The 15,278-nt window shown below is 60.7% G+C and carries 16 protein-coding genes; 3 read left to right on the forward strand and 13 right to left on the reverse strand.

The window, feature by feature from the left end:
• Nucleotides 1–58: 58 nt before the first annotated feature.
• From MWL89_RS11535 to MWL89_RS11580, 10 genes are all read right to left on the reverse strand, one after another.
• Entirely contained in the window at nucleotides 59–1,876 is a 1,818-nt protein-coding gene (locus MWL89_RS11535) for a VirD4-like conjugal transfer protein, CD1115 family (protein ID WP_244386139.1), read from the reverse strand.
• Nucleotides 1,873–2,424: a hypothetical protein gene (locus MWL89_RS11540; protein ID WP_244386141.1), complete on the reverse strand. Its 552-nt coding sequence runs from the start codon at nucleotides 2,422–2,424 to the stop codon at nucleotides 1,873–1,875. Before MWL89_RS11540 ends, MWL89_RS11535 begins: the two co-directional genes overlap by 4 nt.
• Nucleotides 2,425–2,481: 57 nt before the next feature.
• Nucleotides 2,482–3,015 carry a hypothetical protein gene (locus MWL89_RS11545; RefSeq protein WP_033500213.1) on the reverse strand — a complete coding sequence of 178 codons (534 nt, stop codon included), beginning with the start codon at nucleotides 3,013–3,015 and terminating at the stop codon, nucleotides 2,482–2,484.
• A 201-nt stretch (nucleotides 3,016–3,216) separates the two neighbouring features.
• Nucleotides 3,217–4,005, reverse strand: coding sequence for an ATP-binding protein (locus MWL89_RS11550; protein ID WP_244386143.1), 789 nt, complete (start codon nucleotides 4,003–4,005; stop codon nucleotides 3,217–3,219).
• A gap of 14 nt (nucleotides 4,006–4,019) precedes the next feature.
• Nucleotides 4,020–4,535, reverse strand: a complete 516-nt coding sequence (locus tag MWL89_RS11555; protein WP_244386145.1) for a hypothetical protein — start codon at nucleotides 4,533–4,535, stop codon at nucleotides 4,020–4,022.
• Nucleotides 4,536–4,540: 5 nt separating this feature from the next.
• On the reverse strand, nucleotides 4,541–4,789 hold the full coding sequence (locus MWL89_RS11560; protein WP_101677788.1) for a helix-turn-helix transcriptional regulator: 249 nt from the start codon (nucleotides 4,787–4,789) through the stop codon (nucleotides 4,541–4,543).
• A 78-nt stretch (nucleotides 4,790–4,867) separates the two neighbouring features.
• Nucleotides 4,868–5,086, reverse strand: coding sequence for a helix-turn-helix domain-containing protein (locus MWL89_RS11565; RefSeq protein ID WP_042433142.1), 219 nt, complete (start codon nucleotides 5,084–5,086; stop codon nucleotides 4,868–4,870).
• 778 nt (nucleotides 5,087–5,864) lie between these two features.
• Complete coding sequence (locus MWL89_RS11570; protein ID WP_244386147.1) at nucleotides 5,865–6,536, reverse strand: DUF3800 domain-containing protein; 672 nt, start codon at nucleotides 6,534–6,536, stop codon at nucleotides 5,865–5,867.
• Between the two features lie 124 nt (nucleotides 6,537–6,660).
• The gene (locus tag MWL89_RS11575; protein ID WP_244386149.1) at nucleotides 6,661–7,263 is read right to left on the reverse strand and encodes a Type 1 glutamine amidotransferase-like domain-containing protein; all 603 of its coding nucleotides are present in this window, start codon (nucleotides 7,261–7,263) and stop codon (nucleotides 6,661–6,663) included.
• Between the two features lie 216 nt (nucleotides 7,264–7,479).
• Nucleotides 7,480–8,433 (reverse strand): Abi family protein, encoded by a 954-nt coding sequence (locus tag MWL89_RS11580; RefSeq protein ID WP_244386151.1) that lies wholly within the window; start codon nucleotides 8,431–8,433, stop codon nucleotides 7,480–7,482.
• A gap of 81 nt (nucleotides 8,434–8,514) precedes the next feature.
• Here MWL89_RS11580 and MWL89_RS11585 point away from each other — a divergent pair, with 81 nt between their 5' ends.
• Nucleotides 8,515–8,868, forward strand: a complete 354-nt coding sequence (locus MWL89_RS11585; protein WP_244386152.1) for a hypothetical protein — start codon at nucleotides 8,515–8,517, stop codon at nucleotides 8,866–8,868.
• A 273-nt stretch (nucleotides 8,869–9,141) separates the two neighbouring features.
• On the opposite strand, the gene MWL89_RS11590 is transcribed toward MWL89_RS11585, so the two are convergent.
• Nucleotides 9,142–10,893: an FAD-binding protein gene (locus tag MWL89_RS11590; protein ID WP_244386153.1), complete on the reverse strand. Its 1,752-nt coding sequence runs from the start codon at nucleotides 10,891–10,893 to the stop codon at nucleotides 9,142–9,144.
• 143 nt (nucleotides 10,894–11,036) lie between these two features.
• Here MWL89_RS11590 and MWL89_RS11595 point away from each other — a divergent pair, with 143 nt between their 5' ends.
• Nucleotides 11,037–11,921: a LysR family transcriptional regulator gene (locus MWL89_RS11595; RefSeq protein ID WP_244386154.1), complete on the forward strand. Its 885-nt coding sequence runs from the start codon at nucleotides 11,037–11,039 to the stop codon at nucleotides 11,919–11,921.
• On the opposite strand, the gene MWL89_RS16415 is transcribed toward MWL89_RS11595, so the two are convergent.
• Nucleotides 11,844–12,428, reverse strand: coding sequence for a DUF4143 domain-containing protein (locus MWL89_RS16415; protein ID WP_425226287.1), 585 nt, complete (start codon nucleotides 12,426–12,428; stop codon nucleotides 11,844–11,846). The two genes, MWL89_RS11595 and MWL89_RS16415, sit on opposite strands and share 78 nt — an antisense overlap.
• Nucleotides 12,429–13,008: 580 nt before the next feature.
• Here MWL89_RS16415 and MWL89_RS11600 point away from each other — a divergent pair.
• A complete protein-coding gene (locus MWL89_RS11600) occupies nucleotides 13,009–14,109 on the forward strand; it encodes a restriction endonuclease, SacI family (RefSeq protein WP_279611916.1) in 1,101 nt (366 codons plus the stop codon).
• Here the strand turns inward: MWL89_RS11600 and MWL89_RS11605 are convergent.
• A complete protein-coding gene (locus tag MWL89_RS11605; protein WP_244386157.1) occupies nucleotides 14,104–15,165 on the reverse strand; it encodes a DNA cytosine methyltransferase in 1,062 nt (353 codons plus the stop codon). The two genes, MWL89_RS11600 and MWL89_RS11605, sit on opposite strands and share 6 nt — an antisense overlap.
• Nucleotides 15,166–15,278: the final 113 nt, after the last annotated feature.

Here is a 15,278-nt window from a genome sequence, read left to right on the forward strand (position 1 = left end):
GATGTTCCTTGCTGTTCCTCCCCCGCGGCGGGGGAGGCCCGCGCCCTCCGCGGCCCCGTCACGAGGCGCCGTCCTTCCGCCTGCGGTACTCCGCGAAGTCGAACGGGCCGCGGCGCGCGGCCTCCTCGAGCAGGCGCGAGCGCGGGTGGCGCTCGAGCCGGTACTTCCGGTCCATGAGCGGCATGCACCCGTTCACGAGCACGAGCGCGTCCTCGCGCGGCATGCGCGCCACCTCGGCGGGCTGTATGAGGTCGCGCTCGGAGACGGCCCGGTTCACGGTCCGGGTCCAGCCGGCGCCCCGCGAGTCGCTCTGCGTCTCGCTCGCCACCGTCTGCTTGCCGGCCATCTTGCTGATCTCCTCGTTGGTCTCGTTCGCCTTGCCGCCCAGGTAGAGCAGCGTGTCGCAGGCGTTCACGATGGTCTCGGCGTTGTTGTCGCCGTAGGTCTCCTTCAGCTGCGAGAGCGACTGGGCGATCATCGAGACGGCGATGTTCCTGCTGCGGGTGACGGCGATGGTCCGCTCGAAGTCGGGTATGCGCCCGATGTTGGCAAACTCGTCGAAGACGAAGTGCACCGTCGTGGGCAGCGAGCCGCCGTGCGCCTCGAGCGCCTCGGCGCAGAGCGCGCTCACGGCCGTGTCCATGAGCAGGGCGAACAGGAAGTCGAAGGTCGAGTCGGTGTCGCTCATCGACGCGAAGAGCGCGACCTTGGCGCCCTCGTCGCCCATGTGGGCGAGGTCGAGCTCGTCTTTGGAGGTGAGGTCGCGCACGGCGCGGATGGACAGCGGCTTCAGGCGGACGTTGCAGCTCGAGAGCATCGATTTCATGGTGTCGCCGGCGGCGACGCGGAACTCGCGGTAGCTCGCGAGCGCGAAGTCGTCGGGCGGCGCCGGCTCGCGGACCTTGACCCACTCCCACGCGCCGTCCTCCTCGGCGAAGCCGCGCAGCGATCCGCCCTCCGCCGAAGCGCCGCCGCGCCTGACGTAGCGCTCGCCGGTCTCCAGCTCGCGGAACACCATGTCGAGCGGGCTCATGTAGCCCGGGTCGTCGCGTGCGTCGGCGAGCGAGAGCAGCGTGAGCAGCCCGTCGAGGTTTCGGTCGGCGGGCTCGCAGTGCATGACGAGGTAGGCCGTGAGCGCGGTGTAGACCAGGCGCTCGGCCTTCTCCCAGTAGGGGTCGCCCTTGTGGTCGGCCTCGCCCTCGGTGTTGGCGACGATGCCGCGGGCGAAGCGGATGACGCCCGCCTCGTCGCGTATGTAGGCTATGGGGTTGAAGCGCATGGAGCGCGCGAAGTCGATGGTGTCGAACGCGCGGATCTCGTAGCCGAGCTCCGCCAGCGCGCCGCCCATCTCGCGGATGAGCGTGCCCTTCGGGTCGGTCACGAAGAAGCTGGCGTTGGCCTGCAGGAGGTTCGGCTTGACGTAGTAGCGCGTCTTGCCGGTGCCGGGTCCTCCAACCACGAGCACGTTGTCGTTGGTGTCGGTGGAGAGGTCGAACCTGCGGCTCACGAGGCGGATGCGCGCGTTGTCGGTGAGGATGATGTTGTTGTCGGGGTCCTTGGGGTCGCCGAAGGGCGCGATGTCCTTGCGCGTGGCCCACCTGGAGCTACCGTGCTCCTCGCCGTCGCGCCGGGCCCCCTTGGTCCCCAGTGAGCGGGCCCAGGCGAGGAGCGCGCCGCACGCGCAGGCGGTCCCGGCGCACAGGGGAAGCGCCTCCGCGGAGAAGACGCGCCCCGCGCGGAGCGCCGCGGGGATCGCCGCCATGGCGGCCTCCGGGTCGAGGATCGGGTTCGCGCCCGACGCCGCGATTGCCGCGGCCGCGAAGTCTCCCGCGGCGAACGCCGCCGCGGCCAGCGCGGCCGCCGCCTGCCACCTCATCTCTCGGGCCCCTCGATCTGGCGCGGGCCGCGGTCCCGGCCGATGCCCTGGCTGTGGGCCCTCGACGCCTCGCGCGCACGCTCGGCGCGCTCCGCCAGCCGCTCGGGCGCCCGGCGCCTCTCGGCTATCTCGGAGAGCCGCTCCCTTGCGCGATCGGCGGCCTTGCCCGTCTCTTGCTCCAGCTGGCGGAAGGCCTCGTCGACCTCGGGGGCGTCCTCCACCTTGAAGAGCAGCCAGTCGCGGCCCTCGCCGGGGATGATGTGGTGCTCGACCGACGCGGCGCGCAGCTTGTCGGAGACGACCTCCTTGATCGTCGCGTACTCGGGAAGCCCAGAGAGCTCCTCGAGGCTGAGCTTCGCATAGGTCGGCACGCCGTCGGCCGCGATGGCCTCGGCGCGCCCGCCGGCGATGGTCCCGCGGATTCCCGCGAGGCGCTCGGAGAGCTCCCTCGCGCTGCGCGCCATTGCCTCGGCGCCGGCCTCCTGGCCGATCCTCAGCATCCAGTCGAGCAGCTTGCCGCCCGCCTCGTCCCCGTAGTCGCTCGCCATCCCGCGCCTCCCTTCCAGTCGAGATGAAAAAGGGGCGCCTTCGCGCCCCGGTTGTCCCTATTCGGCCCCGACGGCCCTCTCGCGCGCCATTGGGGCGCGGGCTTCCTGCCCGGCGTGCGCGCGGCTCGCCTCGCGGGCGGACGCGGCGCGCTGCGCCAGCGGCTCGGGCGCCTTCTCGTGCAGATGGGCCCACTCGCCGCTGCGGCACTGCTCCGGCGTCGCCTCGCACATGTCGCGCATGGCGCGCTCGAAGCGCTCGGGCTCCTGGGCGATGGCGCCGAAGCTCCAGCTCTCGAAGCCGGTCCACGCGTCGCCGTCGCGCTTGAGCGTCCACCACTCGTCGCCGCCGTTCACCTGCTGGATGAACGCGAGGTCGCGGTAGCAGAACCCCTGGCGTATGGCCCAGTTGCCCGAGCCGAGCGCCTCGCGGAGCCTGTCGACGCTATCCGTGCGGGAGAACTCGTAGGGGTACTCCTCGAGGAACGGGTCGTCCTGCCAGTCGAAGCCGCCGACCTTGAGCCAGCCGTTCTCCTGGCACTTCTCCACGAGCCCGTCGTGCTCGCGGCCGGTTATCCTCTCGAAGCCGTCCATGGGCCCTCCGCCTTTCGTTTGTTGTTTGGCGGGCGGCGTCCTCGCGATGGGGGCACGGTGCGAGTCGGAGCAGGCGTGCGTGCTGGCGCGTCGGCGCCGCCCAAGACGTGTATAGCGATTTCGATTGCGGTAGAGAGTGGGGCCGCCCGCGATGAGTCGAGCTGGGTCGAGCCGTCCGCGCCTCCACGGGAAGCGCACAAGCTAGCCGAGGCGGCGCCTGTCCCTTCCGCCCAGGTAGACGGTCCTGCAGGTCTGGGAGATCCTGCTCGCGATCGCCTCTGCCGTTACGCGCTCGCCGCGCCTTGCGAGCCTGTCCGCCAGCGCGCTCGGCGCGTAGTTCGACGTGACGATGGTCGGGCGCATGTCCTCGTAGCGCGCGTCGAGCACGCTGAACACGGTGCCGACGGACCATTCCGTCGCGTCCTCCTTGCCGAGGTCGTCGAGCACGAGCACGTCGCACTTGGCGTACCGCGCGACGGCGGCCTCGGTGCCGCCCTCGTCGAACGTCGCCTTCACGCGCTCGAGCATGCCCTTGGCCGTCGTGAAGGCGACGTCGTAGCCGGCCTCGGCGAACAGCCTGGCCATGGCGGAGGCGGCGTGCGTCTTGCCGGCGCCGACGCCCCCGTGTATGTAGAGCCCGGCGCCCCCGTTGCCCGCAAACGAGGCGATGTACTCGGCGAACTCGGGGCGGTCGGCCTCGGCGGCCCAGTAGCGCCTGGGGATGCCCGCGCGCGAGAGCGCCTTCTCCCGGCGGACGGCCTCCTCCTTGGCGGCGAGGGCCGCGCGCCTTCGCGCCTCGGCCTCCCGCTCGCGAGCCGCGCCCTCGCACGGGCAGGGGGCGGCGGAGACCCAGGCGACCCTGCCCGCCAGCGCCGCGCCGAGCGGATCGAGGGCGGCGCCGCAGTGCGGGCACGCCCTCGGCTCCGGCTCGTCGAAGGAGAGCCCGGCCGCACGGGCCTGCTCCAGGGTGATGAGTCCCGCTCGGTCCATCGGGCGCCCCTTCCTTATCTTTTGAAGTCCTTGTTGTCCCTTTTGCTTATTGGGTGGCATATCGTCAGGGGTTTCCCTGTCATCTCGTCAGGGGTTCGGGCTGCGAACCCTGACGGTTCGTCACCCTTGTTCTCGGCGAACCCTGTCATTTCGTCACCCTTTCGCGCCGGGAACCCTGACGATTCGTCAGGAGTTGCCAGCGCTCCGGGCGGCAGTCTCTCGCGCACGATGCGGTACCGCTTGGTGGCGTGCCCGCGCGCCGGGGCGTGCATGCCGCACTCTTCGATGAGGCCCCGGTCGAGCAGGTCGCGGATGGCGCGGTGGACGCTGCGCTCCTGCACGTTGAGGAATCGGGCCAGGCCGCCCTTGCTCTCGAAATAGCCGCACCCGGCGTCGCAGAAGCCGAAGATGCGCGCGTAGACGAGCAGGGGAAGGCCGGAGAGGCCCAGGTCCGCCATCATGAAGTGCCGTACCGTCGTGAACTCGCGCGGGGAGGGGCCGTCGCGCTCCTTCGGGCCTGTGGCCGCCATCGGCGCTAGCCCCTTCTGGGCGAGCCGACGATGCTGTTCCGCTCGACCCATGCGACGAGCTCGTCGTGCAGCACGATGCCGTCGCGTGTCTTGCCGCCGATGTAGCGGATCGGGAACGGGTCGTCGGGGTCCTTGGCGAGCCGGTACATGGCGTCGCGGCTGATGCGCAGCATCGCGCACGCCTCGTCGGCGCCGAATATCGCGTTGGTCGATGCGATGAGCCTCACCTGGCTCCTGCTAATGCTCTTGGTCATGGTCGTCCTCGAGCTCCTTTCGTCTCGAGGCTCCCTCGCGTGCCCGGCCGCGGGCGGCTCCCGGGGCGGTCGCCGCCGTCATTTCCTGCCGCTCCTCGACTCGATGTAGGCGTCCACTGACGCCCTCGACACCAGGAGCTTCCTTCCGAGCCTGTACGAGTCGATCTCTCCCGACCAGATGAGGTCGTACGCCTTGTTTCGGCTCGCCCTCATGTACTCCTGCATCTCGATCACCGTCATCCATTCGTCCCGATCTTGGCTTCCCTCGGGCGCGGCGCATTCGGCTGTGCGTGCCATGGTTCCTCCAATCTTCCCGTGCGGCACCGCGCGAGCACCCCGCACGGCACCGTGTCCCTTTTCGTCTGCGCGACGATTGAACCGCCTGATGTCGATTGGTGAGCACGGCAGGAGAGGAGACGGGTCGAGGTGGGTCGAGCTGGTCGCGTCTTCACGAAACGGCCATGAGCCGCGTGTCTTAGCCGGCAGCTAAGTCCCTGAAAAGTAAAAGGCGCCCATGCGGGCGCCTGCCTAGTAGCTGGAGTTGTTCGGTTGCGGTCGGAATGCTCGTCTTCCGCGGTGCTGTCGTCCGGGGTCCGGCATCTGTCGTTCGCCTCTTCTGTCGTGTTTGATGTTGCGTGTTATGCGAGCGACCTTGCGCGGGCCTGCCGGCCCGTTGCCCCAGGTGCACCCGGATAAATGGTACCCATCCGTTGGGACACGGGCACCGCGGGAGGGCCGTCTGGGCAAGCTGGGATGGACGAGCGGCGGGGCTCAAAAGGCAATAAGTCGAGCTAAAGGGCCTTGCGCTCTATTTTGTAAAACGCGAGGGCGCAATCAACTCGACGATTTCCCCGAACCCTTTCTGAACCAATGGGGAGCGAATGCGGAAGCCATTGAGGCATGCAAGAAATAGGGGCAAAAAAATAGGGCAGAATCGCTTTCACGATCCCGCCCCGCAAACCCGAGGGTTTCTAACTGGAACCTATTATGCAGCTAAGTGGCGTCTTATCAACACCCCCCCCCGCGTAACAGACTCCATTGTCGGTAAACGCTCCGCCAAGGGCTGATCGCCTCTCTAGACGAGCTTCTTGCGCGTCTCTTTGAGTATGCCCTTCTTGAAATCGGACCACTTGCCGAAGAACTTCTCGTCCGTCGCGGTGGCGGTGTGCTCCGCGTATTTAATTGCCGTGAGTTCCATGGTGCAGATGTAGTCCGCCGCCTGCGAAAGCCGGTACTCGGAGGGCTGCGCCGATCGGTAGACGACGGCGTCCTTCGACAGCGCGTACTCGATTGCGCGGTGCAGCGACTCGGCGATGGAGCGCCGGCCGTTGTCATAGTAGACCTTGACCATATCGTAGGATTGCAGCTCCGCGAGGTTGTCGAACAGGAAGTTCACGATATCCCTTCGCATCGCCCCCGCGAGCTTGTCGATCGAGGCGAACTGCTTGGTCGCGTATGCGAGGGTGTGGTACTTTACGGGCATGTGGCGGAAGAAGACGCGGAACGAGCCGAGCATCATCTTGCGCGTCCTCAGGTCGAGCCCCGAATACTGGTCCTTGCCGTTCATGAGCGGCGACGCATGGAAGGGTATGTCCGGGAGCCCCTTGGCGCGAAGGGCGCCCTCATATGCCGCGATCGAATCCGCGATGCTCTCGGATTGGTCGTGCATGACGACGGTGAGCAGGTAGTGGCGGTCGGAAAGGCCGTCGCTTCCCGACTCGTCGACGAAGATGCTGAGTTCCCGCATTGCTCTCATGGATAAGAAAAAAGCCGGGAAAAACGTCCCCGGCACTTGGAAGCCTTCCTAACGGAAAACCAATTACCTTGTATCATGCACTGTCCGAAAATTCAAGGACACTCGAATTTTCAAATTAGTCTTTGCAAATAACCTTTGAGCCTTCACCATCAATTACAATTCCCTGACGGTTGTTAATTGGGCATAGATTCAAATCCGAAAACTCAGTCATTATTTTCTCGGTAACCTTCTTAAATGGTGCCGTAAGATAATGCGGAAGAACATAGAAATCGATCAAATCAAGCCCTGCATCATCTTCCTGTGAGTAGTCCTCCGGCTTTTCATCCATTTGCTCAATATATTGGATGGTAGGAGCGCATATAATCGCACCTGCCGATTCACCGATCATCAGTTTTCCCTTTGCCAATTCTTTCTTCAACAGCTCATCCGTTCCCGTTTTACGGAGCTGGTCCATAAGGAAGAAAGAATTTCCACCGGTAAAATAGATTACATCCACATCTTCAAAAACGGACTGTATCGTTGAATAAGCTTCCGTTGAAATATCAATTTCAGTTACGGTTGCTCCCAGTGTATTAAATAGCTTTCGAGCCGAGCCGACATAACCGGTGTAGCCTTCACGCAGCGAAGCTGTGGGAATAAATGCGACTTTCTTGTTATCAATTTCTTCTTTTATCAAACTTCCTACACTTGAAAAGTGCGAACATAAAAACAGCTTCATCCATGTTCTCCTTTAGGTAGCCCGGAATTGCTCGTCGAGAAGAGGAATGTGCGAGCAAAAAAATAGGGCAGAATCGCTTTCACGATCCCGCCCCGCAAACCCGAGGGTTTCTAACTAGAGTCCATTATGCAGCTAAACGCCTCTTTGTCAATCCCATGGATGCTTGACGCGCACATCAGCACCGAGCAAAGCTTGCGCGCAAGTGGGAAGCAGATCCTACCCGAGCCAGGCTTTGAAGACCATCGCAATGAAGTCGTGCGACGAGGCTATCACTGTGCTGCCCGCGTACCAGTCGCCGTGAAGCTCGGACCTATCGGCAAGAGCGAGTAGCCTCTCGGGAGTCCCTTCTGCTTTCTCCCTAGGAACGAATCGAGAGTAGGCGTAAGCGAGGACGGTCATCTGCAGGATGCGTGGATTGCGCATCTTCGAGCGCCTGAGGCGCTTGGACACGCCGATTTCGCCGAGAGCCGCGGCCAGCGGCGCGGGGTACCTCAGCTGCGGCGCGCTCGATGACGAGCCGAGCCCGTTCACGATGGCGCTCGAATGCGCCGCGGCGTTTCGCAGCGAGTTCGCGCGCCTGAGCATGTAGTGCTCGTCCCTCATCTCGGAATCGCCCCATCGATCGGCGCAGAAGAGGTAGAAGTCGGCGAAGGCGCCGAAAGACGACAGCTCCAGAAAGACCCACGCCGGCATCTCGCCAATCGGGTACCTCGAAACGAGCGATCCGAGGTAGGCGTCGTTTTTCAGGCGGTTGAGCTCTCCCTCCCTGCGGTTGCGGTCGCCGTGGTTGAGGGCTGCAAGGTAGTCGGAGAAGATCGAGTAGCCGTCCTCGTCCGGCTTTTCGGTGATGCGCTCGACCAGCCTGGTCTTCGCGGAGTTCTCCACGTCAAGGGTCAGCGGCAGCAGGAAGCTGCGCAGCTCGCGGTCGATGGCGGCGAGGTCGACGAGGTGCCCGAAGTCGAGCCCGGCGTATTGGCCGTCTCGCGGCCCGCCTACGCGTTTGGGGAACAACACGCGGTAGGCAGCGAGTCTGAAATAGTGATCTTGGCCGGCCAGGATGCGCGCGGCTTCCGCTTCGGAGCACAGCTCGAAGGAGACGCCCTTCCGCCTCAGGTGCTCGATCTGCTGTTCTATTGTGAGGATGGGCTTCCTGCTCGGGATATCGGCCATCGTCGGTCTCCTGTCATTGATTTGCAGACCATATTCTACCAGTATGTTTTCTCGAAACTCTGAAGGCTTGCTTGTCAACTCATGGGCAAGCCCCCCGAGACTACTCACTTTGCCCACCGATACCAAAGACCTGTGACCTGCGGTTTTGCGAACGGCTCGAAAACCACCAGCGCTGACTCACTTGCGGTTGAAGCTGGCGGCTTGCACGCTAAAGGTCGGTTGAGTTTCAAAACGGGCGTTTTCGGCGAAATCGAGCCTCCAAAGGCGGCCCGCCGCGCCCTTTGGGACAAAAACAAAAACTCAATGCCCTTGAGTTTGAAAAAAGTTTTTGGAGTTGTCCCCGCTTTTGTCCCCGAAGCCGACGAAACGCGACATGGCGTTACCTGGCGGCACTCGTCTCGAGACGGCACCGAAAACTGGGTGCAACTGGAATGACGGGACGACAAAAACAGAGCCATCGAGTGGGAATAAGGTCATAGTGGCTAGTAGGTCGTATAAATTGCATCCGAACTGCGGTTTTCATGTTTCTAGCTGATTGAAGAATCGGCCCGTGACCACGATTTAAGCGATTTCGAGGCTTCAAATCGGCATCACGGGCCTTTTTACCTGACTTCACGACGTTTCGCAAATCGTCTCTGCCTGCGCTTTTGCGCTTACTCAACATGAGCCGCCCAGCAAGAGAAGCTCGATTCGCGGTCTCGCGGCGTTCTATGCCTTGCCGAGGATATGGCGCACGGCGTGGCGGCCCTCCACCATGGCGCTACCGCTGGCCACGCCGACGAAGTACTCGGGGTAGTTGTTGGCGAACTTGCTGCCCGAGCAGTTGCCCGCCGCGTAGAGGCCCTCGATAATCTGACCCTCAGTGTCGAGCACCTGCATGTCACTGTTGATGATCATGCCGTCGATGGTGCACATGATGTAGCTGCCGGTCCAATAGCCGTAGAACGGAGCCTTGCGGATGGGCGTCAGGCGATAGCCCTCCTTTCCGTACACGTGGTCCACGCCGGCGTCGCACATCTGGTTGTACTCCTCCACCTGCTCGAGGAACGCGTCCTTGGGAAGCTGAAGCAGGTCGGCCATCTCCTCGAGGGTGTCCGCCTTGAAGAACATGCCCTGCTGCATGAGGGGCCCGAAGAACATGCCTTCGTTCTCGAAGCCGCCCGACATGGCGGCGATCTGGCACAGCTCGGTGCCGGTTCGGGCGCAGCCGATCACGTTGATCTGGGCGGCCTGGGCCGCATAATCGGCGTCAATGACTGTAGCCCACACTCCACCGGGTTGGCGCTGGCCCTGGAAGCACTCCACGTCATAGGGGCCTGACTCGTTGCAGAAACGGCGACCATTGCGGTTGACGCGCATGAAGGGAATACTGCCGAGGGGCTGCAGCTGGGCGCTGGGATATACGCCACCGGTGGGGCCAGCATCCACGCCGGGAGCGACGGCGCCGCGGTCGAACACCATCGGGGCGCCCACCGGGTCCTTCGCCGCACCGATCCACATAGCCGCCTTCAGGCCCGTTCCGTCGTTGTTGGGCTCGGACTGGGACACCACCACGTTCACGCCCATGGGACTCATGGCCTCGAGCATCTCGAGGTTGGAGGCGTAGCCACCGCAGGTCATGATCACGCCCTTGCTGGCGTTGATACGAACATAGCCCTCGGGCGTCTCGAAGATGCCGCCCTCGACCCTGCCGCCCTCCTCGCGGATCAGCTTGACCAGACGGTGCAGAAAGCTGACCTGGTAGCCCTTTCCGTTAATATAGTCCTCTAGCTCCTGGTTGCGGTTGCGAGAGCCGATGATGGCCGAAAGCGCCTTGAGGCCCTGGGCCTCCTCCTCCTTGTACCACATGTGCTGAATCGGAACAATCACGTAGTCGGTGCCGCCAGTGGCATGGTTGCCGTAATTGTCAAGATCGAGCCAAACCTTGTAGCCGGCGGCGGACATGATGCCGTCGACGTAGTCGAAGGTTTCGGCGCTCTCCTCAACCCACGTGCGGTAGACGTTCTGGTCGCAGATGCCCGAGGCGTAGCGGGCGAGCTCGTTCATGATCTTGAGGCCGTCGAGCTTGACGCCGGCCTCCTCGTGCAAGCGCGTGTTCACGAAGCCGTTCCAGAAGCGGCCGGTTGCCACGGCGCCCGCAGCCTCGGCGACGACGAAATCGATGCCCGCATCAGCGGCGGTAGCGGCAGCCACCATGCCCGCGTTGCCGGCGCCGACGATGAGCATCTCAGTCTCACGGGTCTCGACGATGTCGGACTCCGATATCTCGGGCGCGACGCCCAACCAGGCGGGAACGCCCTCAGGCAGCGCCTGAGCATTGGCGGATACATCCGCTCCGGCGGTGGTCGCATTCGGTGCGCAGCCGGCGAGCGATGACGCAGCGAGGGCACCTGCACCCAAACCGGCGAGAGCGAGGAAGCCGCGGCGATCCATGGATTCGGTGGAAAGGATTGGTTTCATGGTTTTCCTCCTTAGATAATTCCTTATCCCCAACAACTCACTATTTTCGGAGCCGAACTCGGAATTGAGAAATACCGAATCGGATGGTATTATTTCTCAATTGGAATAATACGAGGTAGAAACAGGAAAGCAGAGAGCATTCCATGAACACCGAGCATCTGAGGAGCTTTGTCGCCGTCGCCGAGGAGAGCAGCTTCGTGAAGGCGTCCAAGCGTCTCTTCATCACACAGCCCGCCCTCACGAAGCAAATCGCCCGCCTTGAGAGCGACCTGGGAGTGCGGCTGTTCGAACGCTCGACTCGAAGCGTGGCACTTACGGATCAGGGGGACATCTTCCTCCCTGCTGCGAAGGCGGCCCTGGGCGAGATCGACGCGGCTGTTGCAGACATGCGACACGCAAGGGAGACAAAGGAGAGGTCTCTGTCCGTCGGCTTCGTCTACCTGTTTCTCAGCCATCCTGTCGAGCGATGGCTCGAGGACTATTGTTCGAGCCACCCGGAGGTTGTCGTCAAGGTCGAGGAGCGGGATGTCCTAGGCCTCATCGAACTGCTCGTCGGCGGAAGCCTTGACGCCGCGGTTCTCGGAGTGACCGATCCCTCGCTTCTGCCCGACTCGCTCAACCGCCTCGCCATCACGACCGTCACTGAGCAAATCCTCGTCTGGGAAGACCATCCACTTGCCAGCAGGGACTACGCCACCATCGACGACATCATCGGCGAGAAGTTCGTCTACCCCTACATCAAGCCGACTACAATCATCAGCCCCCTGCAGCGTGACCTCAAAGAAAAGGGCGCCAATATCGAGTACGTGCAGGCCGGATTCGACAGCAACACCTTCCAGCTCGTCGAGGAGAAACGCGCGATCACCGCGATCCCCAACTCCCACCTCCCCATCGAGCAAAGAATCATCTCCGTTCCCTACCGCTCGGACTATGAAAACAGAGTTTATCTGCTATGGGACAAGTCGAACGGCAAGCGTATAGTGGAAAACTTCGTCCGCTACATCTCGAAGCGGATCCGCGAAATCTAGAGCGGAGAGAACCGAAGGGGCCCGCGAAAGAATACTAAACCGCGGAGCGCGGGTCCTTTTCGCCTCCTCCGTTTTCGGAATGCCGAAAACGCCCACCGCCACAAGCAAAGCACTTGGAGGACGATAGCCGCCACGCTCCATCTTGCCTTTCAGGGCAAGCAGATTCTTCGCCGCCGCATCCACCTGAGAAGCGCCAAGCTTAACTTCAACCGGCATCCAAGCCCCGTCAGGCGCCTCCAAAACGAGGTCCTCCTCAAGGTCGTTGTCGTCGTGGTAGTGCCTGACCTGGGCTCCCGTCGCCCCGGCGTAGGCAATCAGGTCATGAGCCACGAGCGACTCGAAAAGAAAACCGAGCGTCTCAAGATCTTGAATCAGCGTTTCGACAGAGGCTCCCAACGCGGCGGCAGCAAGAGAAGGATCGGCGAGGTGCCTTTTGACGGCCGACCGAATGCGAGTAGACGATCGGATGCGGTCATCGCCTTTCCTCGAATCGGTTTGCTTCGCAATAAACGATTCCGGCGATGGCCGTTTCTCATGCCGCGACTATTCAGCCTACGAAACGTCCGCTATACCAATTTTTGAAACACGATTCACTACGAAAAGGCTGAAGAAAATGAGACACGATTTAACTATCGAGTGGGAATAGAAACAGTGCGCTAATGTATTAGTTTATGGAGTGCTCTGAGTTTTCGGAAGCACTCCTTTTATATTCAGTTTTTCCAGGTAATACGCAAGCCACCCGAACGAGACACTTTGCAATATCAAGGAGTACGAAGCTCATATCCTCTTCAATGACCTCTTACCTGTCTCTTTGATGTCACCATAATATCATCGTCCAGGCTTACTATAGTGATACAAAAACGCCCTGTTCATGCGGCAGATCTACGGATCACTCAGGGCAGCAATAGAAGCTACCGGAACCCATACAGTCTCGAACGGTTGGTACCCATTTGGTACCCAGAGGCACGAGATAGTACCCAACCTGAGCATATCCAGCGAAAACGTGTATTATTAGTACGTTAGCATCGGAACGACAAACAATACATCATTTCAGTTCCGACAATGAAGAGCGGGGGGGTCGAGCGAATTGGAGCAGACAGTAGACCAAACATTGGCAATGAACGAGCTGATGGCTTCTCTGCGGCGCGTAAAGAGCGACCCGCAACTCCTCTGCCCCATTAAGCCAACGATTGATTTCGTTCTCAGCGGAAAGAATTGCCTTACCTATCGCTATATCCTGCTGACAGCACTTACGGCAAAGGCGACGAATGAAAACATCGACATACTCTCCCTTCAAGCAGGAGACGAGTCTGATGGCGCATATGACGCACGATCACTATGTAGTCGCGTCGTCTACAAGTTCCAAAAGGATTTCCTTGACGATGTATTGGACGGCAGCAATGAAGACCCATTGGTAAACAACCCCGGACGGCATCCTCGCCTGAGCAAGGAAAACAAATCGGCAGGCGGAGACCCGAAGAAGGCACTTTACGCGCTCTGCGACAATCTTCCAAAAGTCACTAACTCCGCTGATGCCAGGGAATGCCTCGATTATTTCCTAACAGAATGCCTGCTGATTGCCGAAGCCAAGAGACAAAGGGCAGAAGCATTCTCGACAGCAATCGTGTCCACCAACGTCTTTTCAACGCGCAATTTCATGGACTCCCTCTTGGACAAAACCTATGGCGGTCTGGCATTGCTATTAGTGGCTCATTCCATCTTCTCTGTCACATACCCCAAAAAGGAAGGCTACAAAGTCGTCGCGCATCCAGTCAATCAATCTGGAGCATCAAGCAGCCAGATGAGCGACTTGGATATCTACCACCCAGACGGAAGCCCCTGCCTAGCGATCGAGCTGAAGGACAAACCGTTTACGGCCGTAGAAGTTCAGAAAGCAGCAAAAACGGCACACGAATGCGGTGCCCCTTCGATGCTTTTTATTGCCGGGCGAGCAAGCGCGCTGAATGATGAGATTTATCGTTATTTCAATGATGCAAAGAAGGAATACGAGCAGAAGGGCATGATGATTGGGGTCATGACCATAGATTCACTGCTCGACTACTTCTTCGCCACTCAATATGACCTCGATGCACCGTTCGTTTTCTCCCTGTTGGAAGACGCCATGGTGAAGGTCCATGCCACACCTGAAGCGATGAGCTGGGTTTATCAAAGGATTGAAACCCTATAGAAGGGTTTCAGCAACAGACGAACCTATGGCCTCCGCAAAATTGCAAGCTACCGCATTGCCGATCTGCTTGTACTGAGCGGTCTTGGGTCCTGAAAAGACATAGTTCGCCGGGAAAGTCTGCAACAAGGCAGCCTCTTTCACGGTAAGGCGGCGAATCGTATCGGGTACGACCTCGACATCCGGAGTGGTCTCCTCGGCAAGCAAACGCCTGTGGTACGTTTCGAACCAATTCTCCCTGTCTTCACGCAGAGCGCATTCGTCGATGATGGGGGTTTTGTTTCCTCCCATCGATGCTGGGAGGGTATGAGCCGCCCCTGCGAGATTCATTGGCCTGCCCGCACCGTTCACAAGCATTCCTGCATAGGGACTCTTGCGAAGAACCGGGCTTTTCGCAAGAGAGACATGCGATGTGCAAGTTTGCGGGTTTTCTGCCGTCCCGTATTCTCCAGCGCTAAGAAGCACCTCTTTGAGGTCCTTGGGCTTCGATTTCTTCTGCTGCATCTTGCTGAAGAACTGCTTTGCCCTTCCGCAGTCCTTCCTAATTCCGAAGAAAACAACGCGCTCCCTGTTCTGGGGAACACCGTAGTCGCCGGCAGAATACACCTCGAAATCGCAATCGTAGCCAAGATCTGAGGCATAGGCGACTATGCCGCTGCGAACTTCTCTCCATCTGCTCAACCGCGCAAGGGCGCGGACGTTCTCAATAACGAAAGCGCGAGGCTGTGCCTCTTCTACCACTTTAAGAAAGGACCATATGAGCTGACTTCTTGGATCGTCCGGGTTCATCTTGCCCGCAACGGAAAAGCCCTGGCATGGAGGCCCTCCGAAAACAACGTCTACGCCTCTGTATGCAGAAAACGCCGCGATGTAGTCGAGAAGATCACCCTCGTGCATCACTTCGCCATAAGGGCGATTGGCCCTCCAGGTTGCCGCGGCATTCTTGTCTATCTCATTAGCAAAAACAATGTTGAAACCGGTGTTTTCAAACCCGATATCGAGGCCTCCAGCGCCGGAAAACAGCGAGATAGCATTGAGCCTTTCGCAGCTGTTCGACATTCTTCGGAAACCTCCCATTCATAGTAATTCAACGTTTTATTTTACCTCAATACCTTGCAATCGACTGAAAGTACATGGCCCATTCATCTACAGCCCGAATCCCAAACTCCGCA

The sequence above is a fragment of the Raoultibacter timonensis genome (assembly GCF_022845715.1).
In the GTDB taxonomy this organism is placed as follows: domain Bacteria; phylum Actinomycetota; class Coriobacteriia; order Coriobacteriales; family Eggerthellaceae; genus Raoultibacter; species Raoultibacter timonensis.

Coding starts and splice junctions, on each gene's coding strand:
- MWL89_RS11555 (WP_244386145.1), bottom strand. CDS start 4,535: ATGGCGGCCACAGGCCCGAAGGAGCGCGACGGCCCCTCCCCGCGCGAG.
- MWL89_RS11535 (WP_244386139.1), bottom strand. CDS start 1,876: ATGAGGTGGCAGGCGGCGGCCGCGCTGGCCGCGGCGGCGTTCGCCGCG.
- MWL89_RS11565 (WP_042433142.1), bottom strand. CDS start 5,086: ATGGCACGCACAGCCGAATGCGCCGCGCCCGAGGGAAGCCAAGATCGG.
- MWL89_RS11570 (WP_244386147.1), bottom strand. CDS start 6,536: ATGCGGGAACTCAGCATCTTCGTCGACGAGTCGGGAAGCGACGGCCTT.
- MWL89_RS11585 (WP_244386152.1), top strand. CDS start 8,515: ATGGGCAAGCCCCCCGAGACTACTCACTTTGCCCACCGATACCAAAGA.
- MWL89_RS11560 (WP_101677788.1), bottom strand. CDS start 4,789: ATGACCAAGAGCATTAGCAGGAGCCAGGTGAGGCTCATCGCATCGACC.
- MWL89_RS11590 (WP_244386153.1), bottom strand. CDS start 10,893: ATGAAACCAATCCTTTCCACCGAATCCATGGATCGCCGCGGCTTCCTC.
- MWL89_RS11550 (WP_244386143.1), bottom strand. CDS start 4,005: ATGGACCGAGCGGGACTCATCACCCTGGAGCAGGCCCGTGCGGCCGGG.
- MWL89_RS11545 (WP_033500213.1), bottom strand. CDS start 3,015: ATGGACGGCTTCGAGAGGATAACCGGCCGCGAGCACGACGGGCTCGTG.
- MWL89_RS11540 (WP_244386141.1), bottom strand. CDS start 2,424: ATGGCGAGCGACTACGGGGACGAGGCGGGCGGCAAGCTGCTCGACTGG.
- MWL89_RS11575 (WP_244386149.1), bottom strand. CDS start 7,263: ATGAAGCTGTTTTTATGTTCGCACTTTTCAAGTGTAGGAAGTTTGATA.
- MWL89_RS11605 (WP_244386157.1), bottom strand. CDS start 15,165: ATGTCGAACAGCTGCGAAAGGCTCAATGCTATCTCGCTGTTTTCCGGC.
- MWL89_RS11595 (WP_244386154.1), top strand. CDS start 11,037: ATGAACACCGAGCATCTGAGGAGCTTTGTCGCCGTCGCCGAGGAGAGC.
- MWL89_RS11580 (WP_244386151.1), bottom strand. CDS start 8,433: ATGGCCGATATCCCGAGCAGGAAGCCCATCCTCACAATAGAACAGCAG.